This window comes from Sphingomonas sandaracina, from assembly GCF_036663695.1.
Classification (GTDB): Bacteria; Pseudomonadota; Alphaproteobacteria; order Sphingomonadales; family Sphingomonadaceae; genus Sphingomonas.
This window is the reverse complement of record NZ_JAXOJK010000009.1, coordinates 15,876-32,410: the sequence shown is the minus strand read 5'-3', so window position 1 is coordinate 32,410 and position 16,535 is coordinate 15,876. Positions and strand designations below refer to the sequence as shown.

Here is a 16,535-nt window from a genome sequence, read left to right as displayed (position 1 = left end):
TGCACGTCCTGAAAAAGGGAGAGATGCGGTCTGGCTGCTCTCGGAGGACAGCAGCAAAAGCAGATGTCCCGGGGTCAAGCCATGCGCGCTGCCATCGGCCTCTCGTCATGCCGAAGCGTAAGAACCTCAACCCCATCATTGGTAACCGCAACCGTATGCTCGAATTGGGCCGACAGCTTTCGATCGTTGGTCACGACCGTCCAACCGTCTTCCTGCGTAGAGACTTTCCGGGTGCCTTGGTTGACCATGGGTTCGATCGTGAACACCATGCCTTCGCGCAGCCGCACCCCCGTTCCCGGACGCCCGAAGTTCATGACTTGCGGCTCCTCGTGCATCTCGCGACCGATGCCATGCCCGCAAAATTCGCGCACAACCGAGTAGCCGTGCTTTTTGGCGTGACGCTCGATTGCAAAGCCGATGTCGCCAGTATGAGCGCCGGGTCGAACCTGGCCGATGCCCTTCCACATTGCTTCCTGCGCAACGCGTACCAGCCGCTTCGCAGCGGACGGCGCGTCGCCAACCAGATACGTCTTGCTTGAATCCGCGATGAAGCCGTTCTTCTCCAGCGTGATGTCGAGATTGATGATGTCGCCATCGCGAACGATCTCGTCGTCCTTCGGCACGCCGTGGCAAACGACATGATTGATCGAACAGTTCAGGACAAACTTGAAGCCGTACTGCCCTTTGCTCGCAGGGCGTGCCGCGAGGTCAACGGTGATGAAGTCCTCGACTAGATCGTTGATCTGCAGCGTCGACATTCCGTCCAGGTCCTGCCCGTCGAGCATCTCGAAGACCGAGGCTAGCAGTTTGCCGGAGACGCGCATGAGCGCAAGTTCGTCAGAGGTCTTCACCATGTCAGGCAGCTTTCGCTTCGATCAGGTGAACATGAACGGTGGCCAACTGTGCCTTGACGATTTCGTTGAACGACAGGGTCGGGTTCGTTTCGGCAAGCATACCGATCTTCATCCAGAACTCAACTTGCCCATTGATGGAGCGGCACATCACGGCGCTGGCTTTGCGAGCTTCTTCGTGTAGCGCGTCGTCAATCTTCACAATGCCCATAACCGCACCTTCGTACCGACCATACGAAGCATATACGTATCGCATGCTGCATGGTCAATTTGACGTGGTGAACGAACGACCGAATAGGGCCGCCGTTGGCTGGGATAGACAAGCCGTTTTGGGGGACGTGCCCATGCTCCACGGTTTCCGGCCAGACCCATACCCGGCCATGGGGAGCGAACTTTCAGCTTCCCATCAGCAGACTTTCGTTCATGTCGGTGTGGCACTACTCCGGGGGGGCAGGCCGCACCTCAGAAGGCGCAAAGATCGGGACTTATCGGTGACTCCCGAAACGTACCTTGACTGACGCCTTTTGGAAGCTGTCGCGATAACAGACGAGCTTCTGATTTGCGCGATATTGCATGGCATCAACCGCAAGGTGCGTGCTCTCGCGGTCGCGCCAGCGACAGTTGCTCCCGCAGAGTGGCCTTGGTGACTGGTCCCCGCCGCCTGGCGCGGGCTCGCCAAACTCTCCGAAAAGTTCAAACGCTCGGCGGTCTGCTACGATCGAACTCAATTTTGAATGTACCGTCGGCCTTTAAGACATAAGAGCAATGATGCCAGTCCTCCTGACCCTCTTTGCGCATGTCAAACCTCAGTGCAGATAGAGCATCGTTGACTGATCGGTTCACAGAACGCTCACCTTCAACGCCATCTACAAGCTCACCGTTCTTTACAATATCATACCGCGTATTCAGCCAATCGTCGTGAACCTCTGCCACGACTCTTACTTCAGATACCGAATCACTTAGCATAGTTGAAATTGCGACGCCGATGCTCTCTAACTGACGGCTACTTTCCATTGCGAATTACCTCCCATTCGTAAATTGCCTAGCCTCGACCTTCCCGTTTATCGAGTACGTCACTTCGATGAACGATGGACGGTTCGATCCATTGGGGTATGTGAGATCTATCTTTGCGTGAACGTCGCTCCCGCCCCGGGCAGCGGTTGCTAGCGTGTTCTCCATCTGCTTCCAAGAGCGTTGGTTGAGCACTCCGTCCATGGGGACCAGATTGATGGCATCGCCGGCGCCGTGAAAAATCGAGGCGAAGAGATGTCCGCCCTGATCCGTCCGCGCGGCGCTGCGGGCGTTCAACGTCATGCAGGCCCGCATCCGCGAGGGCGTCCGCGATCGCACGCAGGTGCTCGCGGCAATCGCGCACGACCTGCAGACGCCGCTAACGCGGCTGCGGCTGCGGCTGCGGCTGGAGCAGGTTGCCGATACGGAATTGCGCGACCGACTGACCGCCGACCTTGCCGCGACGCAGCGCTTGGTCCGCGAAGGCCTGGACCTCGCGCGCGCCGGCGAAAGCCGCGAGCCCTTTTCACAGGTGGACATCGATTCGCTGATCTCCAGCCTGGTCGAGGATAGCGCCGAGTTCGGCGCGCCTGTGACGTTCGTCGGCGGATGCAGTGCAACCGTGCGCGTCAAGCCGGACGCGCTTGCCCGGTGCCTCGGCAACCTTGTCGAGAACGCGCTCAAATATGGTGGAGACGCAGAGCTTGCCTGCGCCCGGCAGGGCGGCGCGATCATCGTAACCGTGCGCGACCATGGCTCGGGCATTCCATCGGACGCCATGGCAGCGATGTTCCAACCCTTCCAACGTGGCGACCAAAGCCGCTCACGCATTACCGGCGGAACAGGCATCGGCCTGACCATTGCGCAGGCACAAGCGAATACCTTCGGAGGCGTGGTCACGCTGGCCAATCACCCCAAGGGCGGCTTGATCGCGACCGTCACCTTTGTGAATGCCTGATCGCGGAAAGTGCAACCGCCGGCGCTGGCTTGCCATTGGTTGCGGACAATTCCGTAGGAGTTGAAGACCCACAAGCAGACACTCGCGGGCTCCTTCGGCCTTCCCAACTTCGGCCGTTTGTTCATGTAGGCATATCGTCGCCGACCGGGCCGCATGGACCGCAAGAATTTGGGACGACGCCGTCTTTCGAATAGACGGCGGTGACTGTTGGCTTCTGATGAACGGCCATTCGCAAAGCCTCAGAAATCGGCCCAGCAAGCCTGCAAGCAAGCAACGTTGCCGGTTTGGAACTCATGCCGAAAAGGCGTCGTCGTTCACCTGACGAAAAACCCTCGTAGTGAGGTTGTCGCACACTTTCCCATTCCGACAGGGTATCTCGTACAATCATGAGAAGAATGGAGCACTAGCGACACCACGTACGCCTCACCTCTGCTGCCTTTGCGGCGGGCCGCGTCGAAAACATGTGTTTTCCGACAGTGGGGGGGCCGTTGTTTTGCTGAAGGTTCCAATCGGGAATGGCGGATCGGCGTAGATGGATCGGCATTCAACAGATAAAGATCCCCACAACGACGGGGTAGACGGATATGAACACGGCACTGGGCATGACGCGCCGTAATATGATGGGTAGCGCGGTGGCCGCAGGGCTGATGGCCTCGCCACTGGCCGCTGCAGTGCAGTTCGATCGGCGCAAGCGTGGGTTCGATATAATGCGAGACGACGGCGGCGTGGTGTCCGTGTTCGTCGACGCGGACGATCTAGCCGGCGTTCGTCGTGCCGCGGGCGATCTGGCTGCGGATATCGGTCGCGTAACCGGCACCGCGGCGCAGGTCGTCGGCGACCGTGCGCATCTGCCTGCGCGGATCATCTTGGTCGGGTCGATCGGCCATAGCCCGCTGATCGACCAGTTGATCGCCAGCGGCAAACTCGACGTCGCCGGTATCCGCGGCAAATGGGAATCGTTCGTTGTCGAGACGATCGCCGACCCACTGCCGGGCGTCGCCGAGGCGCTGGTGATCGTCGGCAGCGACAAGCGCGGCGCGATCTATGGCGCGTATGATTTGTCGCGAATGATCGGCGTGTCGCCTTGGTATTGGTGGGCGGACGTGCCAGTCGTCCGTCAGGCGCATTTGAGCGTAGCGCATGGCCGCTACGTGCAGGGATCGCCCGCGGTGAAGTATCGCGGCATCTTCCTCAACGACGAGGCACCGTGCCTGTCGGGCTGGACCACCGAGAAGTTCGGTGGGATGAACGCGCATTTCTACGGCAAGCTGTTCGAATTGCTGCTGCGGCTGCGTGCCAATTACCTGTGGCCGGCTATGTGGAACAACGCGTTCGCGATCGACGATCCGGCCAATGCGCCGCTCGCCGAGGACTACGGCATCGTGATGGGCACGTCGCATCACGAACCGATGATGCGCGCGCACAAGGAATGGACCGACAACCGCAAGGACTATGGCAACGGCGCATGGAACTATGCGACCAACGGGCCTGCGGTTTCCAAGTTCTTCCGCGAGGGGATCGTACGCAATCGCGGCAACGAGGTCGTCGTGACGATCGGGATGCGCGGCGACGGCGATGTCGCGCTGGAGAGCACAGGTGGTCTCCAGTCCGACGTCAAATTGCTCGAAGGCATCATCACCGACCAGCGCCGGATCATCGCGTCGGGCATGGGCGAACCCGCCGAACAGGTGCCGCAGGTGTGGGTGCTCTTCACCGAAGTCTATAAATATTACGATGCCGGGCTAAAGATCCCCGACGACGTGACGCTGATGCTGGCGGACGACAATGTCGGCAATCTGCGCCGTCTGCCGACGCCTGCCGAGCGCGGCCGCAAGGGCGGCTTCGGCGTGTATTTCCACATGGACATGCACGGCGGGCCGTTCGCCTATCAATGGATCAATTCGAACCCGCTGCCCAAGATCTGGGAGCAGATGAACCTCGCCAACCAGTACGGCGCGAACGAGATGTGGATTGCCAATGTCGGCGACCTGAAGCCGCTCGAACTGCCGATCGAGTTCTTCCTCGCGATGGCGTGGAATCCCGCCGATGTGGCCAAGGACAAGATCGCCGACTGGACGCGCGCCTGGGCGGAACGCCAGTTCGGGCCGGACCATGCCACCGAGATCGCGTTCCTCGCGGCGCGCTACGCGAAATACAACGGGATGCGCAAACCCGAGCAGTTGCGGCCCGACACGTTCAGCCTCGAACATTACCGCGAGGCGGAGCGCATGTGCGAGGCGTGGAGCGATCTCGTCCGTCGCGCCAATGCGGTCGACGCCGCGCTGCGCCCCGACCAGCGCGACGCGTTCTATCAGCTCGTGCTTTACCCGGTCCGTGCGTGTGCCAACCTGACCCTGATGTACGTCGCGGCGGCGCGCAACGCGCGGTTCGCCGAGCAAGCGCGCGCCAGTACAAAGGCCGAGGCGGACGAGGTCAGGCGGCGTTTCAAATACGACCACGAACTGCGCGACACCTACAATCACGTGCTGGCCGGCGGCAAATGGAACCACATGATGGACCAGACGCACATCGGCTATTTCGACTGGTATCCGCCCGAGTCCGACATCATGCCCGCGGTCGCCGATCTAGACCTCGACGGCGTGACCGGCTTCGGCATCAGCGTCGACGGGGACAGCCGCGGATGGCCGGGCTATTACCTGCCCCCCACGTTGCCGACGCTCGACAGCATCACGCGGCTGCCGACCTATCTCGACGTGTTCCCGCGCGGGTTGGCCGAAGCACCGGTGACCGTCACCGCGGATCAGCCCTGGGTGACGATCCGCGAAGGCAAAGCGTTCAGCGCATCGCCGCGTGACAAGCGGTTCTGGATCGATGTCGACTGGGCAAAGGCACCGGTAGGCAAGGCAAAGGCGACGATCGCGGTCAAGGGCGACACGACGATCACCGTGCGGCTGGATGCGGTTCGCGCCACGACGCAGCAGGAGAAGGACGCGCGCGGTGCGTTCGGTGGGCTTGCCGGCGCCTTCGCGCTGCCCGTTGCCGAGTTTACGCGGTCGGTCACCGTCGGCAATGTGCGCTGGGACACGATCCCCGATTTCGGTCGGGTCGAGACGGCGATGTCGATCTTCCCCGTCGATGCGCCCTCCTTCGCGGACCCGACGCGCGCACCGCGTCTGGAGTATCCGATTTTCCTGGCGGCAGCGGGCAAGTACCGCGTTGATGTTGTGACCGGCCCGACGCTGGAGGTCATCCCCGGACGCAGGCTGAGCGTTGCGGTTTGGCTCGACGATCAGCGGCCCGAGATCGGTACGGTCTTCACAGCCGAAGACGGTCCGTCGCAGGATTTCCTCGGTGCCAAGCACGCGGTCAACACCGCCGACAACGCGCGGACAATGCGGTTCACGATCGCGGCGGATCGCCCTGGCCGCCACATCCTGACCGTCGCGATGATCGATCCGACGATGGTGGTGCAGGCAATCGCGATTGCGAATGACGATCCCAAGACGTCGTATTTCGGACCACCGATGATCGACACGCGCCCTGCGAAACTTGGACGACCGGTATCGCCCTGGGCAATCGTTCGGTCATGACGCTCATCCGCGCGCGCCTATTCATAGGCGCCCCCGCCTCGTGTCGGTTAGCGCCGGCAGCCTTCCGTTAAGCTGGCTGTCCGTTTCCCTCACCTCAACCCAGACATTCCCGAAACTGGTCGACTCTGGGAACGCCGATGCCGTCTCGCCCGCTGCCCAATCGAGAAAGCCATCGCTTTGAGATAACAACCACCGCAGCCTGCAGCTAAACGAGGCGATCAAGGCCCGCTGCCACTGTAGGCTAATAGCTCGCCAGCTTGATCTTCAGCACCTGCGGCAATGTCGTGAGATTGAGGCCGCTACCGGTCTGATCGCCGTTCCAGACGCGGTCGAAGATCCATCGACCATCTTGGAAATGCCCTTCCTCGACCCTGGCGAGCATAAACCTTTCGTCCTTTGCCGAGCCGAACCGGACGCGGACGCGGTGCCCGACGAGGAGGAACTCGTTCGCCGACAATTGCGCAATCACCGCGCCGCCATCCGGGACTGCACGATCGGGTACCGGGTCGGCCTTGCCTAGCCAGCTGTCGCCGACCGTTCCCATCTGCCACTCGCCATAGGTAAGTGTCGCGGTCCAGTGACCGCCAAGCTGCAAAGTTTCGGGTTTGCGATCGTCGGCCTCGCCCGCCCCCCAGACCTTGTTCTCGAACGAGATTCTGGCCCATTCTCGCGCCATCGGGGCAAATTGACGGTAATGGACCGCAAAATTGTCGACGGTTTGCGCGTTCACGACCCTTGCCCCTAGCGGGTAGTTCGAGAAGCCTGAGTAATCCAAACCGAATGGCGCAAAGCCGATGCCCTGCCGGCCAAGGACGTCGTAGAAGTGCCGAGCATAGCCTTTGTCGCTGCCGATTTCGGGAACGAACAAGGCATTGTCCGCACGTCCGTACTGGTCCAGGGTTTTGCGAACCCTTGCGCTATCACGGTCATAAATATCCGGCGCGATGGCATCGATAGTGGGCGCTGCGGTCTTCCAGACGTCCAGAACGTTCCAAGTCGGTCCGCCCGAGGAGTAGGTAAACGGATCCTGGTATTTGAAAGGATCTCGCAATGCGGCGTTGACGTACATCGGCAGCGGCAGCGTGCGCTTGCCGGCTGCTGCGACCTCGTCGACGTACCGAGCGATATGCCAAGCGTGAAAATATTCGTCGGCGTCCTTGTCGAATGCTTCACGCCAGGTGCCGGGCTTGGCGTGCATCGCCTTGACCAACTCGGCCGGTGCCGGCTGGTTAAACAGCCGCTGCGCCGTGGGTGAGAAATCCCGCACCGCGCTGTACGTGCCGGTCTCATTTTCGACCTGGACCATGATGACGCTATGGTCCTGATCGACGGCTTTCAGGTGCTGCATGAGTGCCACGAATGCGCGCTTGTCCGCCTCCAGCGTTGCCCGGAAATGCGGCGAGAGCGAGTTCTTCATCTCGCCTTTCGCGTTAATGACACGCGGAAAGCGTGCGTTGTTCAGCTTCACCCATTCCGGGGCGTAGTCTGGGTTGTTGTTCTTCCAAGTACCGAACCACAGGAGGACCAGCCTGACGTCGTTGGCCCGCGCCTGCTTCAACAACTCGTCGACGAAGGAGAAATCGAATTTCCCCTCGATCGGCTCAATCTGCTCCCAAGCGACCGGCATTTCCAACGTGTTGGCGTGGGCAGCCTTTATGGCGGGCCACACCGTCAAGAGTTGAGACGGGTAATTTGCCGAATTGTTGGCCTGAACGCCAAGCATAAGGAACGGTGCACCGTCGACCATCAGCGCGTGCCGGCCTTCCTTCTCAACGAGTTGTGGAAGCTCACTCGCCGTCGCGGTGCTGGCCATTGCGATGGTCGCGAGCAGTACCACGGGCGAAATCCGCTTCATGATACCCAGCATCGTCATCTCCCCGTTGACGCCGTTACCCATACGACCTTGCCGCACGATATCATCCATCTAGGGTGACTTTCGGTAAGGAGCCATAGGCAGGTGCTGGCGATGAATTCTCTTGATGGGGACCATCGGGAAGATGCCCACCTTCTTGATTCCCGATCCTAATCGGGAATGCCTCCCCGGTCGCAGCCCGCGCTATGCGATCCTTGAATGTACGGCAGACAGGTGATTTCTGACGGCAGCCTCTCACGCGCCGGGAAACGCCGTCGCCAACCCGGATTAGCAGCTATCGTGTGGTTCTGGTTAGGTCAGGGAATGATCGACTGGGTACGATACGGCTCAAGGAAGGGCGTCAGCAGCGCCAGCAGGGCGTCGGGTGTTTCTTCGGGTACAAAGTGACCGCAACCCGGGATCACGGCGCAGTGAACATCATCAGCGACACGGCGAAGCTGCTCCTCTACCGCCCCAGCGCACGCCAGCTCACCCGCAAAGCCGAGCACGGGCATCATCAGTTTGGTCTTCATCCGTTCGCGATTAGCAGGGATGTCGTCGTCGATTGCGCGGTAGTAGTCGAAGCTCGCCCGTAGCGTTCGGCGATCGCGCTTGATGAGGTCGATGTAGAAGCTACGGATGTCGATCGGGATCGGGTTAGGCACTGCAATCTTAGTGAACTGATAGTCGAAGAAAATCTCCTCACGACCAACCACTAGTTCCTCGTTGATCCCGCGCACGCGACAAAAATTGTTATGCCAAAGGAAATCGCTTGTCTGCCGGTCGTCAGAGATCAGCGGCGGAGATACAGCGACGCCCGGGATGATCGCCTCGCCGAGTGCGATCCGGTCGATGCGCTCGGGCTGGTCCGCCGCCATCGCGTAGCCGACCCACATGCCGCAATCATGACCAACCATCGCAAACCGTTCGTGGCCGAGCGTCGTCATGAGTCCGAAGAGGTCGCGTCCCAGCGTTCCCTTGTCGTAGCCATCCTCTGGCTTGTCCGAGATGCCGAGCCCGCGCGGGTCGGGTACGACGAGAGTAAAATGTTTTGCCAGAGGCAGCATCACGTCGCGCCAGATGTACCAGTTCTGCGGCCAACCGCCGAGGAGGAGCAATGGAGGACCTTCTCCCCCGATCACCGCGTGAAGCGCTACCTCCCCTGTCGGCGCCTGGTAGCTTTCGAATACGTCGTCGAAGCCGGACGGTAAGCTGGGCACTCCGTGGACGGAGCCAAACCCGGTGACGGTCGGAAAGGGCAAGCGGGTCATGCAATACGATCCTTATCTTTAGCGATCGATATAGACTAGCGTATTGCGTTCTAGCGTCAAGCTGTGTTTAGTGATCGCTATGGATAAGCCACGACAGCGCCGCTCCGCGGGTCCGCGCAGCTTCAATCGCAATCAGGCAGTCGAGACAGCGATGCGTCTGTTCTGGCGGCACGGGTATGAAGGCGTCTCGGTTGCCGACCTGACAAGCGCGATCGGTATTGCTCCACCCAGCCTGTACGCCGCGTTCGGGAGTAAGGCGGGTCTCTACCGCGAAGCACTCGACCTCTACGCCGGTCTTCCCGGTGCGCTGGACGGCATGGAAGGTGCCGAGACCCTCGGGCAGGCGGTGACGGGGCTACTCGATGCCGCCATTCGGGCCGTCACGGCCGAGCATCGTGGTTGCATGATCTCGACCGGCTTGGTCGAAGGCGCGACCGAGCAACAGGATCTCGCACGCGAGCTGGGCGATCGACGACGCGCGCTCCGCGGCCGCATAGCCGACGCCTTGTCCCGATGGGTCGAGAGATCCGAGGCAGAGCGGCTCGCTGCCTACCTTTCTGCCGTACAGCAGGGGATGTCCGTGCAGGCACGAGACGGCGCAACAGCGGAAGAATTATCGCGCATCGCCGACGAAACCGTTGCCGGCATCGTTGCCAGAAAGGTGAAGCACGTTTCGTGACCCTCATCGACGCTGCTAGATGTGATGCTTGCAGGTAGCATGGAGATAGCAAGGCACTCGCCTAGGACGCACCGTACTTTCTCAAAATACCATCAATTTTGAGAACGCCCACGCCTTCTCACTAGCCGGGCCGTTTTCGGGAAAGCTCGGCTGAGTGTCGGGTGCTCATAGGTGCAACTCATGGGTACAAGCTGGAAGATCAGGCCATTCCGATTACCGGACTCGTCAACGAACGCGCATGCCGTTGAGAAGCAGGTCCACCAGGTGAGCAACGCGCGACGCTGGTGCACTGTCCTTTTCGACCGCCATGGATATCGCACTCACCACACAGATGATGTCGTCGAAGCTGGCGTCCTCACGAATGACACCGGCCTCCTGCGTGCGCCGAAGCAGTCGCTGCCCCTCCGCGGTAATGGCAGTACAGCCGGATGTCCCGTGTTGGATGACAGTTCCTAACGAAGCGGCAAGGCTCTGGTAGACGCTTGTGTTCATCGCGAGATCCCCAAGAAAGCGGCGCATCGCCTCTCCGGGATCATGATCCGCGTCGCGCGCGCGGCTCGTCTCTGCGACAGACATAAATCGCTCGTCGCTGGTGGCCGCCAACAGCGCCTCGCGCGTCGGAAAGCGGCGATAGAGTGTTCCGATCCCAACGTTCGCCCGCTTGGCCACGTCCTCCAGCGGGATGCCTGCACCGCGTTCCAGGAATAACGCCTCTGCCGCAACGAGGATGCGTTGGCGGTTCCGTTCCGCGTCGACACGTAGGCCAGCCTCGATCAATTTTACTTCCCCTTGCTAAGTGGAGGAATCCTCCATATCTGAAGTGGAAGAATCCTCCACTTGTACGAAAAGGTAATATGATGGCGAAGCGGTTCGAAGGCAAGGTCGTGGTAATTACGGGTGGTAGTGACGGCATCGGGTTGGCAACCGCACAGCTTTTTGCGGAAGAGGGCGCTCTGGTGTACATCACCGCGCGGCGTCAGGCGTTGCTCGATCGAGCCGTCAGCCAGATCGGTCACGGCGCAGTCGGTGTACAAGGCGACGTCACGAACCTTGCCGACCTTGCGAAGCTCTACGAGCGCGTCGAGCGTGACCACGGCAGGGTTGATGTTGTGTTCGCCAATGCCGGCATGCACCAGCCCGTCCCCCTTGAAGCGATCGACGAAGCGCATTTCGATTCAACGTTCGGCCTCAACGTGAAAGGTCTGGTCTTCACGGTGCAGAAAGCACTGCCGTTGATGACGGAGGGGGGTGCGATTGTCCTCAATGGCTCGATTGCGGGCTCCAAGGCATATCCGGGCCAGTCGCTCTACAATGCCAGCAAGGCCGCGGTCCGCTCGTTTGGGCGGAGTTGGACCAACGATCTGAAAGAACGCGGCATCCGTGTGAACGTCGTCTCCCCAGGTGCAACGGAAACACCTCTGATCCGGAGCTATTTCGACACTACACCCGGAGCTGAAGAAGCGGTCATCAAGGGAGTTCCGCTTGGGCGCCTGGGACGCCTCGAAGATGTCGCGAATGCCGTCCTTTTCCTGTCGTCGAACGAAAGCAGCTTCGTCGCGGGCCACGAACTCTTCGTGGATGGCGGTGTCGCGGCGGTTTGATCGTGAACAGAAATTCCAGACGCGGTTGGCGCAGGGATGGATGGATGGCCCTGCGCCTGGGATCATGGCGTTCCGGGCCATCTATTCTACCGGATGCGGAGGCCCGCTCTGCATCTATTCCGGTAGCATGCTCGCGATCAGTTCGTTGGTCTTTCCGTCACGTTCGGCAAAGCGGAACGGCTCAACGCTCTCAACAATAATTTCCTCTGACGGTGGCTGCTGATCGAACAAGGCCATCACTTCGTCGGCGAAGTCATCCAAGGGCACGCTGTAGGGTGAGTCCTTGAGGGTCGGCGTCAAGGCCGTCGCAACCTGCGGCGGTACGATCTCGATCACCTCGACCTTACCCTTCAGGAGGGCGCGCAGAGAAGCAGTGTAGGAATGAACAGCGGCTTTTGTCGCGCTGTATGTCGACGACGGAGCATAAGGTACGAAAGCCAGGCCTGACGACACGTTAACGATCGCCGCGTTTTGCTTGATTTTTAGGTGCTCGATGAAGGCGTCAATTATCCGGATTGGTCCGAGTAAGTTGGTAGCGATCATGGCTTCAGCGTCGGACAGGTCTCGCGCGCTGGTTGGATCCTCTGCGAAGGAGGCACCGGCGTTGTTGACCAGCACGTTGAGGTCGGGATGCTCGCTGATGATACGATGTGCGACAGCTTCGATCGACGCAGGATCGGCAACGTCGAGGACGTAGGAGGCCATCCCGGTGCGGCCGGCGACCGTTTCATCCAGCGGCCCCGCTTTGCGGCCAACGACAATGACCGTGTTGCCCAGATCATGCCAACGATGCGCCAGCGCTCTTCCGATTCCCGATCCACCGCCGGTTATTAGAATGGTGTTTCCCTGCTTCTGCATCGTGGTTTCCAGGATCGTTGGTAACGACGCATATTGCGCCAGGAGACAGGAAGATGGGGTCCGCCGATCGCGCGATAAAGCTATGGTGACGGGAAGAACCATCCCATATTCGGGATGGCATGGATCTGAACGCACTCCGTAATACGCTGTCGATCATCAAGCATGGAGGCCCCAGAAGGTGACATTCGGCGTCGCTTTCCGTCTTGCCAACTGCGGACATCCGTTCAGCTGCGCTAACAGAGCGAAATTGCTTGAGCTATCTTCGTCGTCGTGCCGCTCTGCGGCAAATGCAAGTTCGACGGGCGTTCCGTAGACTGTAACTAGGGGGATGCACTTGCGCGGTCTGGATTTCAGCTCTTGGCAGAGCCTACTCGCCACCATCCTCGGGCTGACGCTGGTTACGCTGTTGGGGGTTGGCATCCGTCTGCTCACCCAAATGACGTTCCAGCAGCGCCGTGAACGCATGAACCGGCAGATCAACGAGCGTCTCAAGACGCTTATCGCCGCCTATAAGGTCCTCGGCGGCTCGTTCACGGGGGACCTAACCGTCGATCCGGCCCACCGGCGTGACCTGCGGCGTCGGGAGCAGGGCAGCGTCGCAGAGGAGCCGATGGCCGCATTGGACCTCAGTGCGGAAGGCGCGGTGCGGTCGGACCGCACGCGCCGGATTCGCGACGCGGTCGAGGCCGCGCTGTCCGACATCATCCTGCTCGGTACCGAGGAGCATGTCCGGCTCGCGGACAGGGCGGTTCGCGAGCTGGTCGCGGGCCACCCGGTCCACACGCACGAGCTGGTCGTGTCGCTTCGTGCGTTCGTGCGCGATGCGCTCGACCTCGACCCGATCCCGGCCGACCTGACCATCGCGATGCAGGGACCCACGCGTCCCGCGCCGTCGGGCGGCAGAGGTGGTAGCAGCAAAGACGATGCTGGCCGGAGCGGCGGCGGTGGTGGTGGGGGCATGGGTGGCGGCGGGGTTGGAGTCGGCAGCATGGGTAACGATGTCCCTGGCGACGATCCACACCACGTCGCGGCGCGAAACGCGGAGCGATAGGCTAGCCTCCTCGATCTCAGTCGTGCCTGACCCATAATCGGCCATTCGCGCCCCCCTCCCCGCTTCCCTACTTCAGACATTCATTCGACTTCGCGCCGGCAGCTTTTGGCGTCTGATATCCCGTTATGAACGCCGTCATGAGAGGAGAACGGCGGTCTGCTTTGAGGGTCAAGCTATCGATACCGGCCGTTCCTTCACGGGGTCAAAGACCACCGCTCTGCACGACCTTCGATCCAGTCATGAGGCAGTTGCGCCTCAAAATCCGGCTTGCGGGTCTACCAGCGAGTTGCATGACTGCCGAAGCAAAGGCGCCTGCAGACCCGCCACGTCGCCTCGCTGTCGATTGTCTGGAGCTCCGATCCAGAAAACTTCCGTTTCCGCTACGGAATCTGGTGCTGTCATAGACGTGAAACTTAACCCTCGTATCGCAATGCGTACCGAACAAAGACCAATTTTGTTCAGCGTTCCGACTGCCGATGGCCAGCGGAAACATCAAAGCCGCGCGCCATCGTATCCGTAGGGGAAATCATGTTTATCTTCACTGGTGCCGCCTCGTGCGGTCGCCGGCGCGTGGGCGCGTCGTCTGCGCTCGCACTCGCCACAATGCTGGTCGCCGGCACGCCGGTTATCGCGCAAACCGTACCACAGAACCAGACGCCCGTCTCCGATGCGTCGGCTGACGGCGTGCAAGACATCGTCGTGACGGCACAGCGCCGTCCCGAAGCCGCACAAACCGTGTCGGCCGCGCTTACCGTGATCGGTGGTGGCGAACTCGATAAGCGCAACGTTTATAATGTCACCGACTTGGAGAACAGCGTTCCCAGCCTCGAGATCGATAGCCAGTTCGGCGGCGGCCAGCCACAGTTCCGCATCCGCGGCGTCGGCGGCACTGATTACGCCGCGAACAATACCGGTACCGTCGGCGTCTACGTCGACGAGGTAGCCTATCCCTATGGTTCGATGACGCAGGGCGCGTTGTTCGACATCGCGCGCGCCGAGGTGCTGCGCGGCCCGCAGGGCACGCTTTATGGGCGTAACTCGACCGGCGGCGCGATCAACATCATCACCAACGCACCGACCAAGGTGCCGAGCGCCGGGATCGACGCATATTATGGCAGCTATAACGAGACGAGCGTCGAGGGGTTCGTGTCGGGACCGCTGGCCAGCACGCTGAGCGCGCGTCTAGCTTTCTCGGTCAACGAAGGCGGCGCCTGGCAGTATAATCGGGACACTGGCGAGAAGCTCGGTGCCAAGGACCAGCAATCGGGTCGCCTGAAACTGCGCTGGGAGCCGAGCGCCGCCACCATCATCGATTTTTCTGGACACTATGTGCGCGACAAGTCCGATGGTGCGGGCCTGCAGCTGCTCAACGATTTCCAGAGTCACAATTACGCGCCGCTCGGCAAGGCCTACCTGGCCGACACCAATCCGCGCGTCACCGGCTGGGGCATCTCGCCCTATTTCGCCAAGCTGATCGGCGTCGGCACCAACGCCAAGCCGTTTCGCAACAACGAAGGCTATGGCGCGAGCCTGCGCACCCAGACCGATATGGGCTGGGCCACGCTGACCGCGATCTTGGCGCACGAATCGTTTAAGCGCCGCGAGTTCAACGACTGGGACGCGACCGCCTCTAACGAAGCCGGCACCTATTTCTTCAATGACATCAAGACGACGTCGGGTGAGATCCGGCTGGCGTCGAACGGCGACGGCCCGTTCAGCTGGCTCGGCGGGCTTTACCACGCCAACGAAACGATCAGCGGCGGCTTCTACTCCGACTTTTCGGAAGCCTCGACGCTGAAGAACTACTACAGCACGACCTACGACCAGAAGGTGCAGACCACGGCGATCTTCGGCAATGTCGAGCAGTATATCACACCTAAGCTGAAGATCTCGGGTGGCGCGCGATACGAATATGAGACGCGTGCGCTTGATGATTTCGTGTCGGCGGTGATCTATCCGACCTATCGCCTGGCCGCGGCCGCCAGCCCGCGCCGCGACATGCGCGAATGGTCGGGCAAGACGGCGATCGACTGGGCGATGATGCGTGACGTCCACAGCTATGCCAGCATTTCACGCGGGGTGAAGTCGGGCGGGTTCACGACGTACAACAGTGGCAACCCGCTGCAAGCCGAGCCGTATGACCCGGAAACGCTGGTCGCCTATGAAGTAGGGCTGAAATCAGACCTGTTCGATCGCAAGGTGCGGCTGAACCTGGCCGGTTTCTATTACGATTATCGCAACCAGCAACTCCAGGGCATTCTCTATACTGAAACGTCGCGCGTCGGACGGATCGTCAACGTGCCCAAATCGCACATCTACGGCGTAGAAGGCGAATTGACGCTGGCGCCGGTGCGCGGACTGAACATTTCGCAGTCGCTCGCCTACAAATATGGCGAGTATGACGAATATGCCGCGCCTGACTCCGCGACGCTGAATGCGGACGGCACCTATTCCAATATCACCTATGTCGATCACGCCGGTGAGCGGCTCCCCTTGCCAAAGCTCGATTACAAGGGCTCTGTGTCATACAGCTTCCCAGTGCTCGGTTGGCAGGTTGAGCCCGAGTTCAACTATAATTATCGTTCGTCGCGGTTCAGCACGTCCGACGCGTCTGTGATCCCGTCATACTGGCTGGCAAACGCCAACTTCACGATCTCGCCACCGAACTCCGCGCTGAAGGTTACGCTCTGGGCGCATAACGTGTTCGACGCGTATATCGAGGAAACGCGCAACCGCTTCATTACCGCACGGACCGTGTCGGTCCATCCGCCGCGCACCGTCGGCGTACGCGCCAGCTACCGCTACTGAGCACTTGGCGCGGGGGCAGGTCCGTCCGCGCCGATGCCTTCCAG

Annotated in this window: 14 protein-coding genes; 6 read left to right on the top strand and 8 right to left on the bottom strand. The window is 60.8% G+C overall.

Annotated features, from left to right (window positions below; all coding sequences use genetic code 11):
* Positions 1 to 74: 74 nt before the first annotated feature.
* The 4 genes from map to U1707_RS19080 form a co-directional block, all read right to left on the bottom strand.
* The gene (gene map, locus U1707_RS18205) at positions 75 to 854 is read right to left on the bottom strand and encodes a type I methionyl aminopeptidase (protein ID WP_332801475.1); all 780 of its coding nucleotides are present in this window, start codon (positions 852 to 854) and stop codon (positions 75 to 77) included.
* A gap of 1 nt (position 855) precedes the next feature.
* Positions 856 to 1,062: a ParD-like family protein gene (locus tag U1707_RS18200; protein WP_332801474.1), complete on the bottom strand. Its 207-nt coding sequence runs from the start codon at positions 1,060 to 1,062 to the stop codon at positions 856 to 858.
* 482 nt (positions 1,063 to 1,544) lie between these two features.
* A complete protein-coding gene (locus tag U1707_RS18195) occupies positions 1,545 to 1,865 on the bottom strand; it encodes an antitoxin YezG family protein (RefSeq protein WP_332801473.1) in 321 nt (106 codons plus the stop codon).
* A gap of 6 nt (positions 1,866 to 1,871) precedes the next feature.
* Positions 1,872 to 2,165, bottom strand: a complete 294-nt coding sequence (locus tag U1707_RS19080; RefSeq protein ID WP_443025730.1) for a DNA/RNA non-specific endonuclease — start codon at positions 2,163 to 2,165, stop codon at positions 1,872 to 1,874.
* Between U1707_RS19080 and U1707_RS18190 the strand changes: the two genes are divergently transcribed.
* Positions 2,164 to 2,820 carry a sensor histidine kinase gene (locus U1707_RS18190; RefSeq protein ID WP_332801472.1) on the top strand — a complete coding sequence of 219 codons (657 nt, stop codon included), beginning with the start codon at positions 2,164 to 2,166 and terminating at the stop codon, positions 2,818 to 2,820. The genes U1707_RS19080 and U1707_RS18190 overlap by 2 nt on opposite strands.
* A 602-nt stretch (positions 2,821 to 3,422) precedes the next feature.
* Positions 3,423 to 6,371 carry a glycosyl hydrolase 115 family protein gene (locus tag U1707_RS18185; RefSeq protein ID WP_332801471.1) on the top strand — a complete coding sequence of 983 codons (2,949 nt, stop codon included), beginning with the start codon at positions 3,423 to 3,425 and terminating at the stop codon, positions 6,369 to 6,371.
* Positions 6,372 to 6,612: 241 nt separating this feature from the next.
* Here the strand turns inward: U1707_RS18185 and U1707_RS18180 are convergent, their stop codons facing one another.
* Positions 6,613 to 8,295 (bottom strand): DUF5597 domain-containing protein, encoded by a 1,683-nt coding sequence (locus U1707_RS18180; RefSeq protein ID WP_332801470.1) that lies wholly within the window; start codon positions 8,293 to 8,295, stop codon positions 6,613 to 6,615.
* Between the two features lie 245 nt (positions 8,296 to 8,540).
* Positions 8,541 to 9,494 carry an alpha/beta fold hydrolase gene (locus U1707_RS18175; protein WP_332801469.1) on the bottom strand — a complete coding sequence of 318 codons (954 nt, stop codon included), beginning with the start codon at positions 9,492 to 9,494 and terminating at the stop codon, positions 8,541 to 8,543.
* A gap of 79 nt (positions 9,495 to 9,573) precedes the next feature.
* On the opposite strand from U1707_RS18175, the gene U1707_RS18170 reads away from it, so the two are divergent.
* Positions 9,574 to 10,173: a TetR/AcrR family transcriptional regulator gene (locus tag U1707_RS18170; RefSeq protein WP_332801468.1), complete on the top strand. Its 600-nt coding sequence runs from the start codon at positions 9,574 to 9,576 to the stop codon at positions 10,171 to 10,173.
* Between the two features lie 225 nt (positions 10,174 to 10,398).
* Here the strand turns inward: U1707_RS18170 and U1707_RS18165 are convergent, their stop codons facing one another.
* Positions 10,399 to 10,950 (bottom strand): TetR/AcrR family transcriptional regulator, encoded by a 552-nt coding sequence (locus tag U1707_RS18165; protein WP_332801467.1) that lies wholly within the window; start codon positions 10,948 to 10,950, stop codon positions 10,399 to 10,401.
* An 80-nt stretch (positions 10,951 to 11,030) separates the two neighbouring features.
* Here U1707_RS18165 and U1707_RS18160 point away from each other — a divergent pair, with 80 nt between their 5' ends.
* A complete protein-coding gene (locus tag U1707_RS18160) occupies positions 11,031 to 11,774 on the top strand; it encodes an SDR family NAD(P)-dependent oxidoreductase (RefSeq protein ID WP_332801466.1) in 744 nt (247 codons plus the stop codon).
* A 114-nt stretch (positions 11,775 to 11,888) separates the two neighbouring features.
* Here the strand turns inward: U1707_RS18160 and U1707_RS18155 are convergent, their stop codons facing one another.
* Positions 11,889 to 12,632, bottom strand: coding sequence for an SDR family oxidoreductase (locus tag U1707_RS18155; RefSeq protein WP_332801465.1), 744 nt, complete (start codon positions 12,630 to 12,632; stop codon positions 11,889 to 11,891).
* 328 nt (positions 12,633 to 12,960) lie between these two features.
* Between U1707_RS18155 and U1707_RS18150 the strand changes: the two genes are divergently transcribed.
* Positions 12,961 to 13,683 carry a hypothetical protein gene (locus U1707_RS18150; RefSeq protein WP_332801464.1) on the top strand — a complete coding sequence of 241 codons (723 nt, stop codon included), beginning with the start codon at positions 12,961 to 12,963 and terminating at the stop codon, positions 13,681 to 13,683.
* A gap of 528 nt (positions 13,684 to 14,211) precedes the next feature.
* Positions 14,212 to 16,491 carry a TonB-dependent receptor gene (locus tag U1707_RS18145; RefSeq protein WP_332801463.1) on the top strand — a complete coding sequence of 760 codons (2,280 nt, stop codon included), beginning with the start codon at positions 14,212 to 14,214 and terminating at the stop codon, positions 16,489 to 16,491.
* Positions 16,492 to 16,535: the final 44 nt, after the last annotated feature.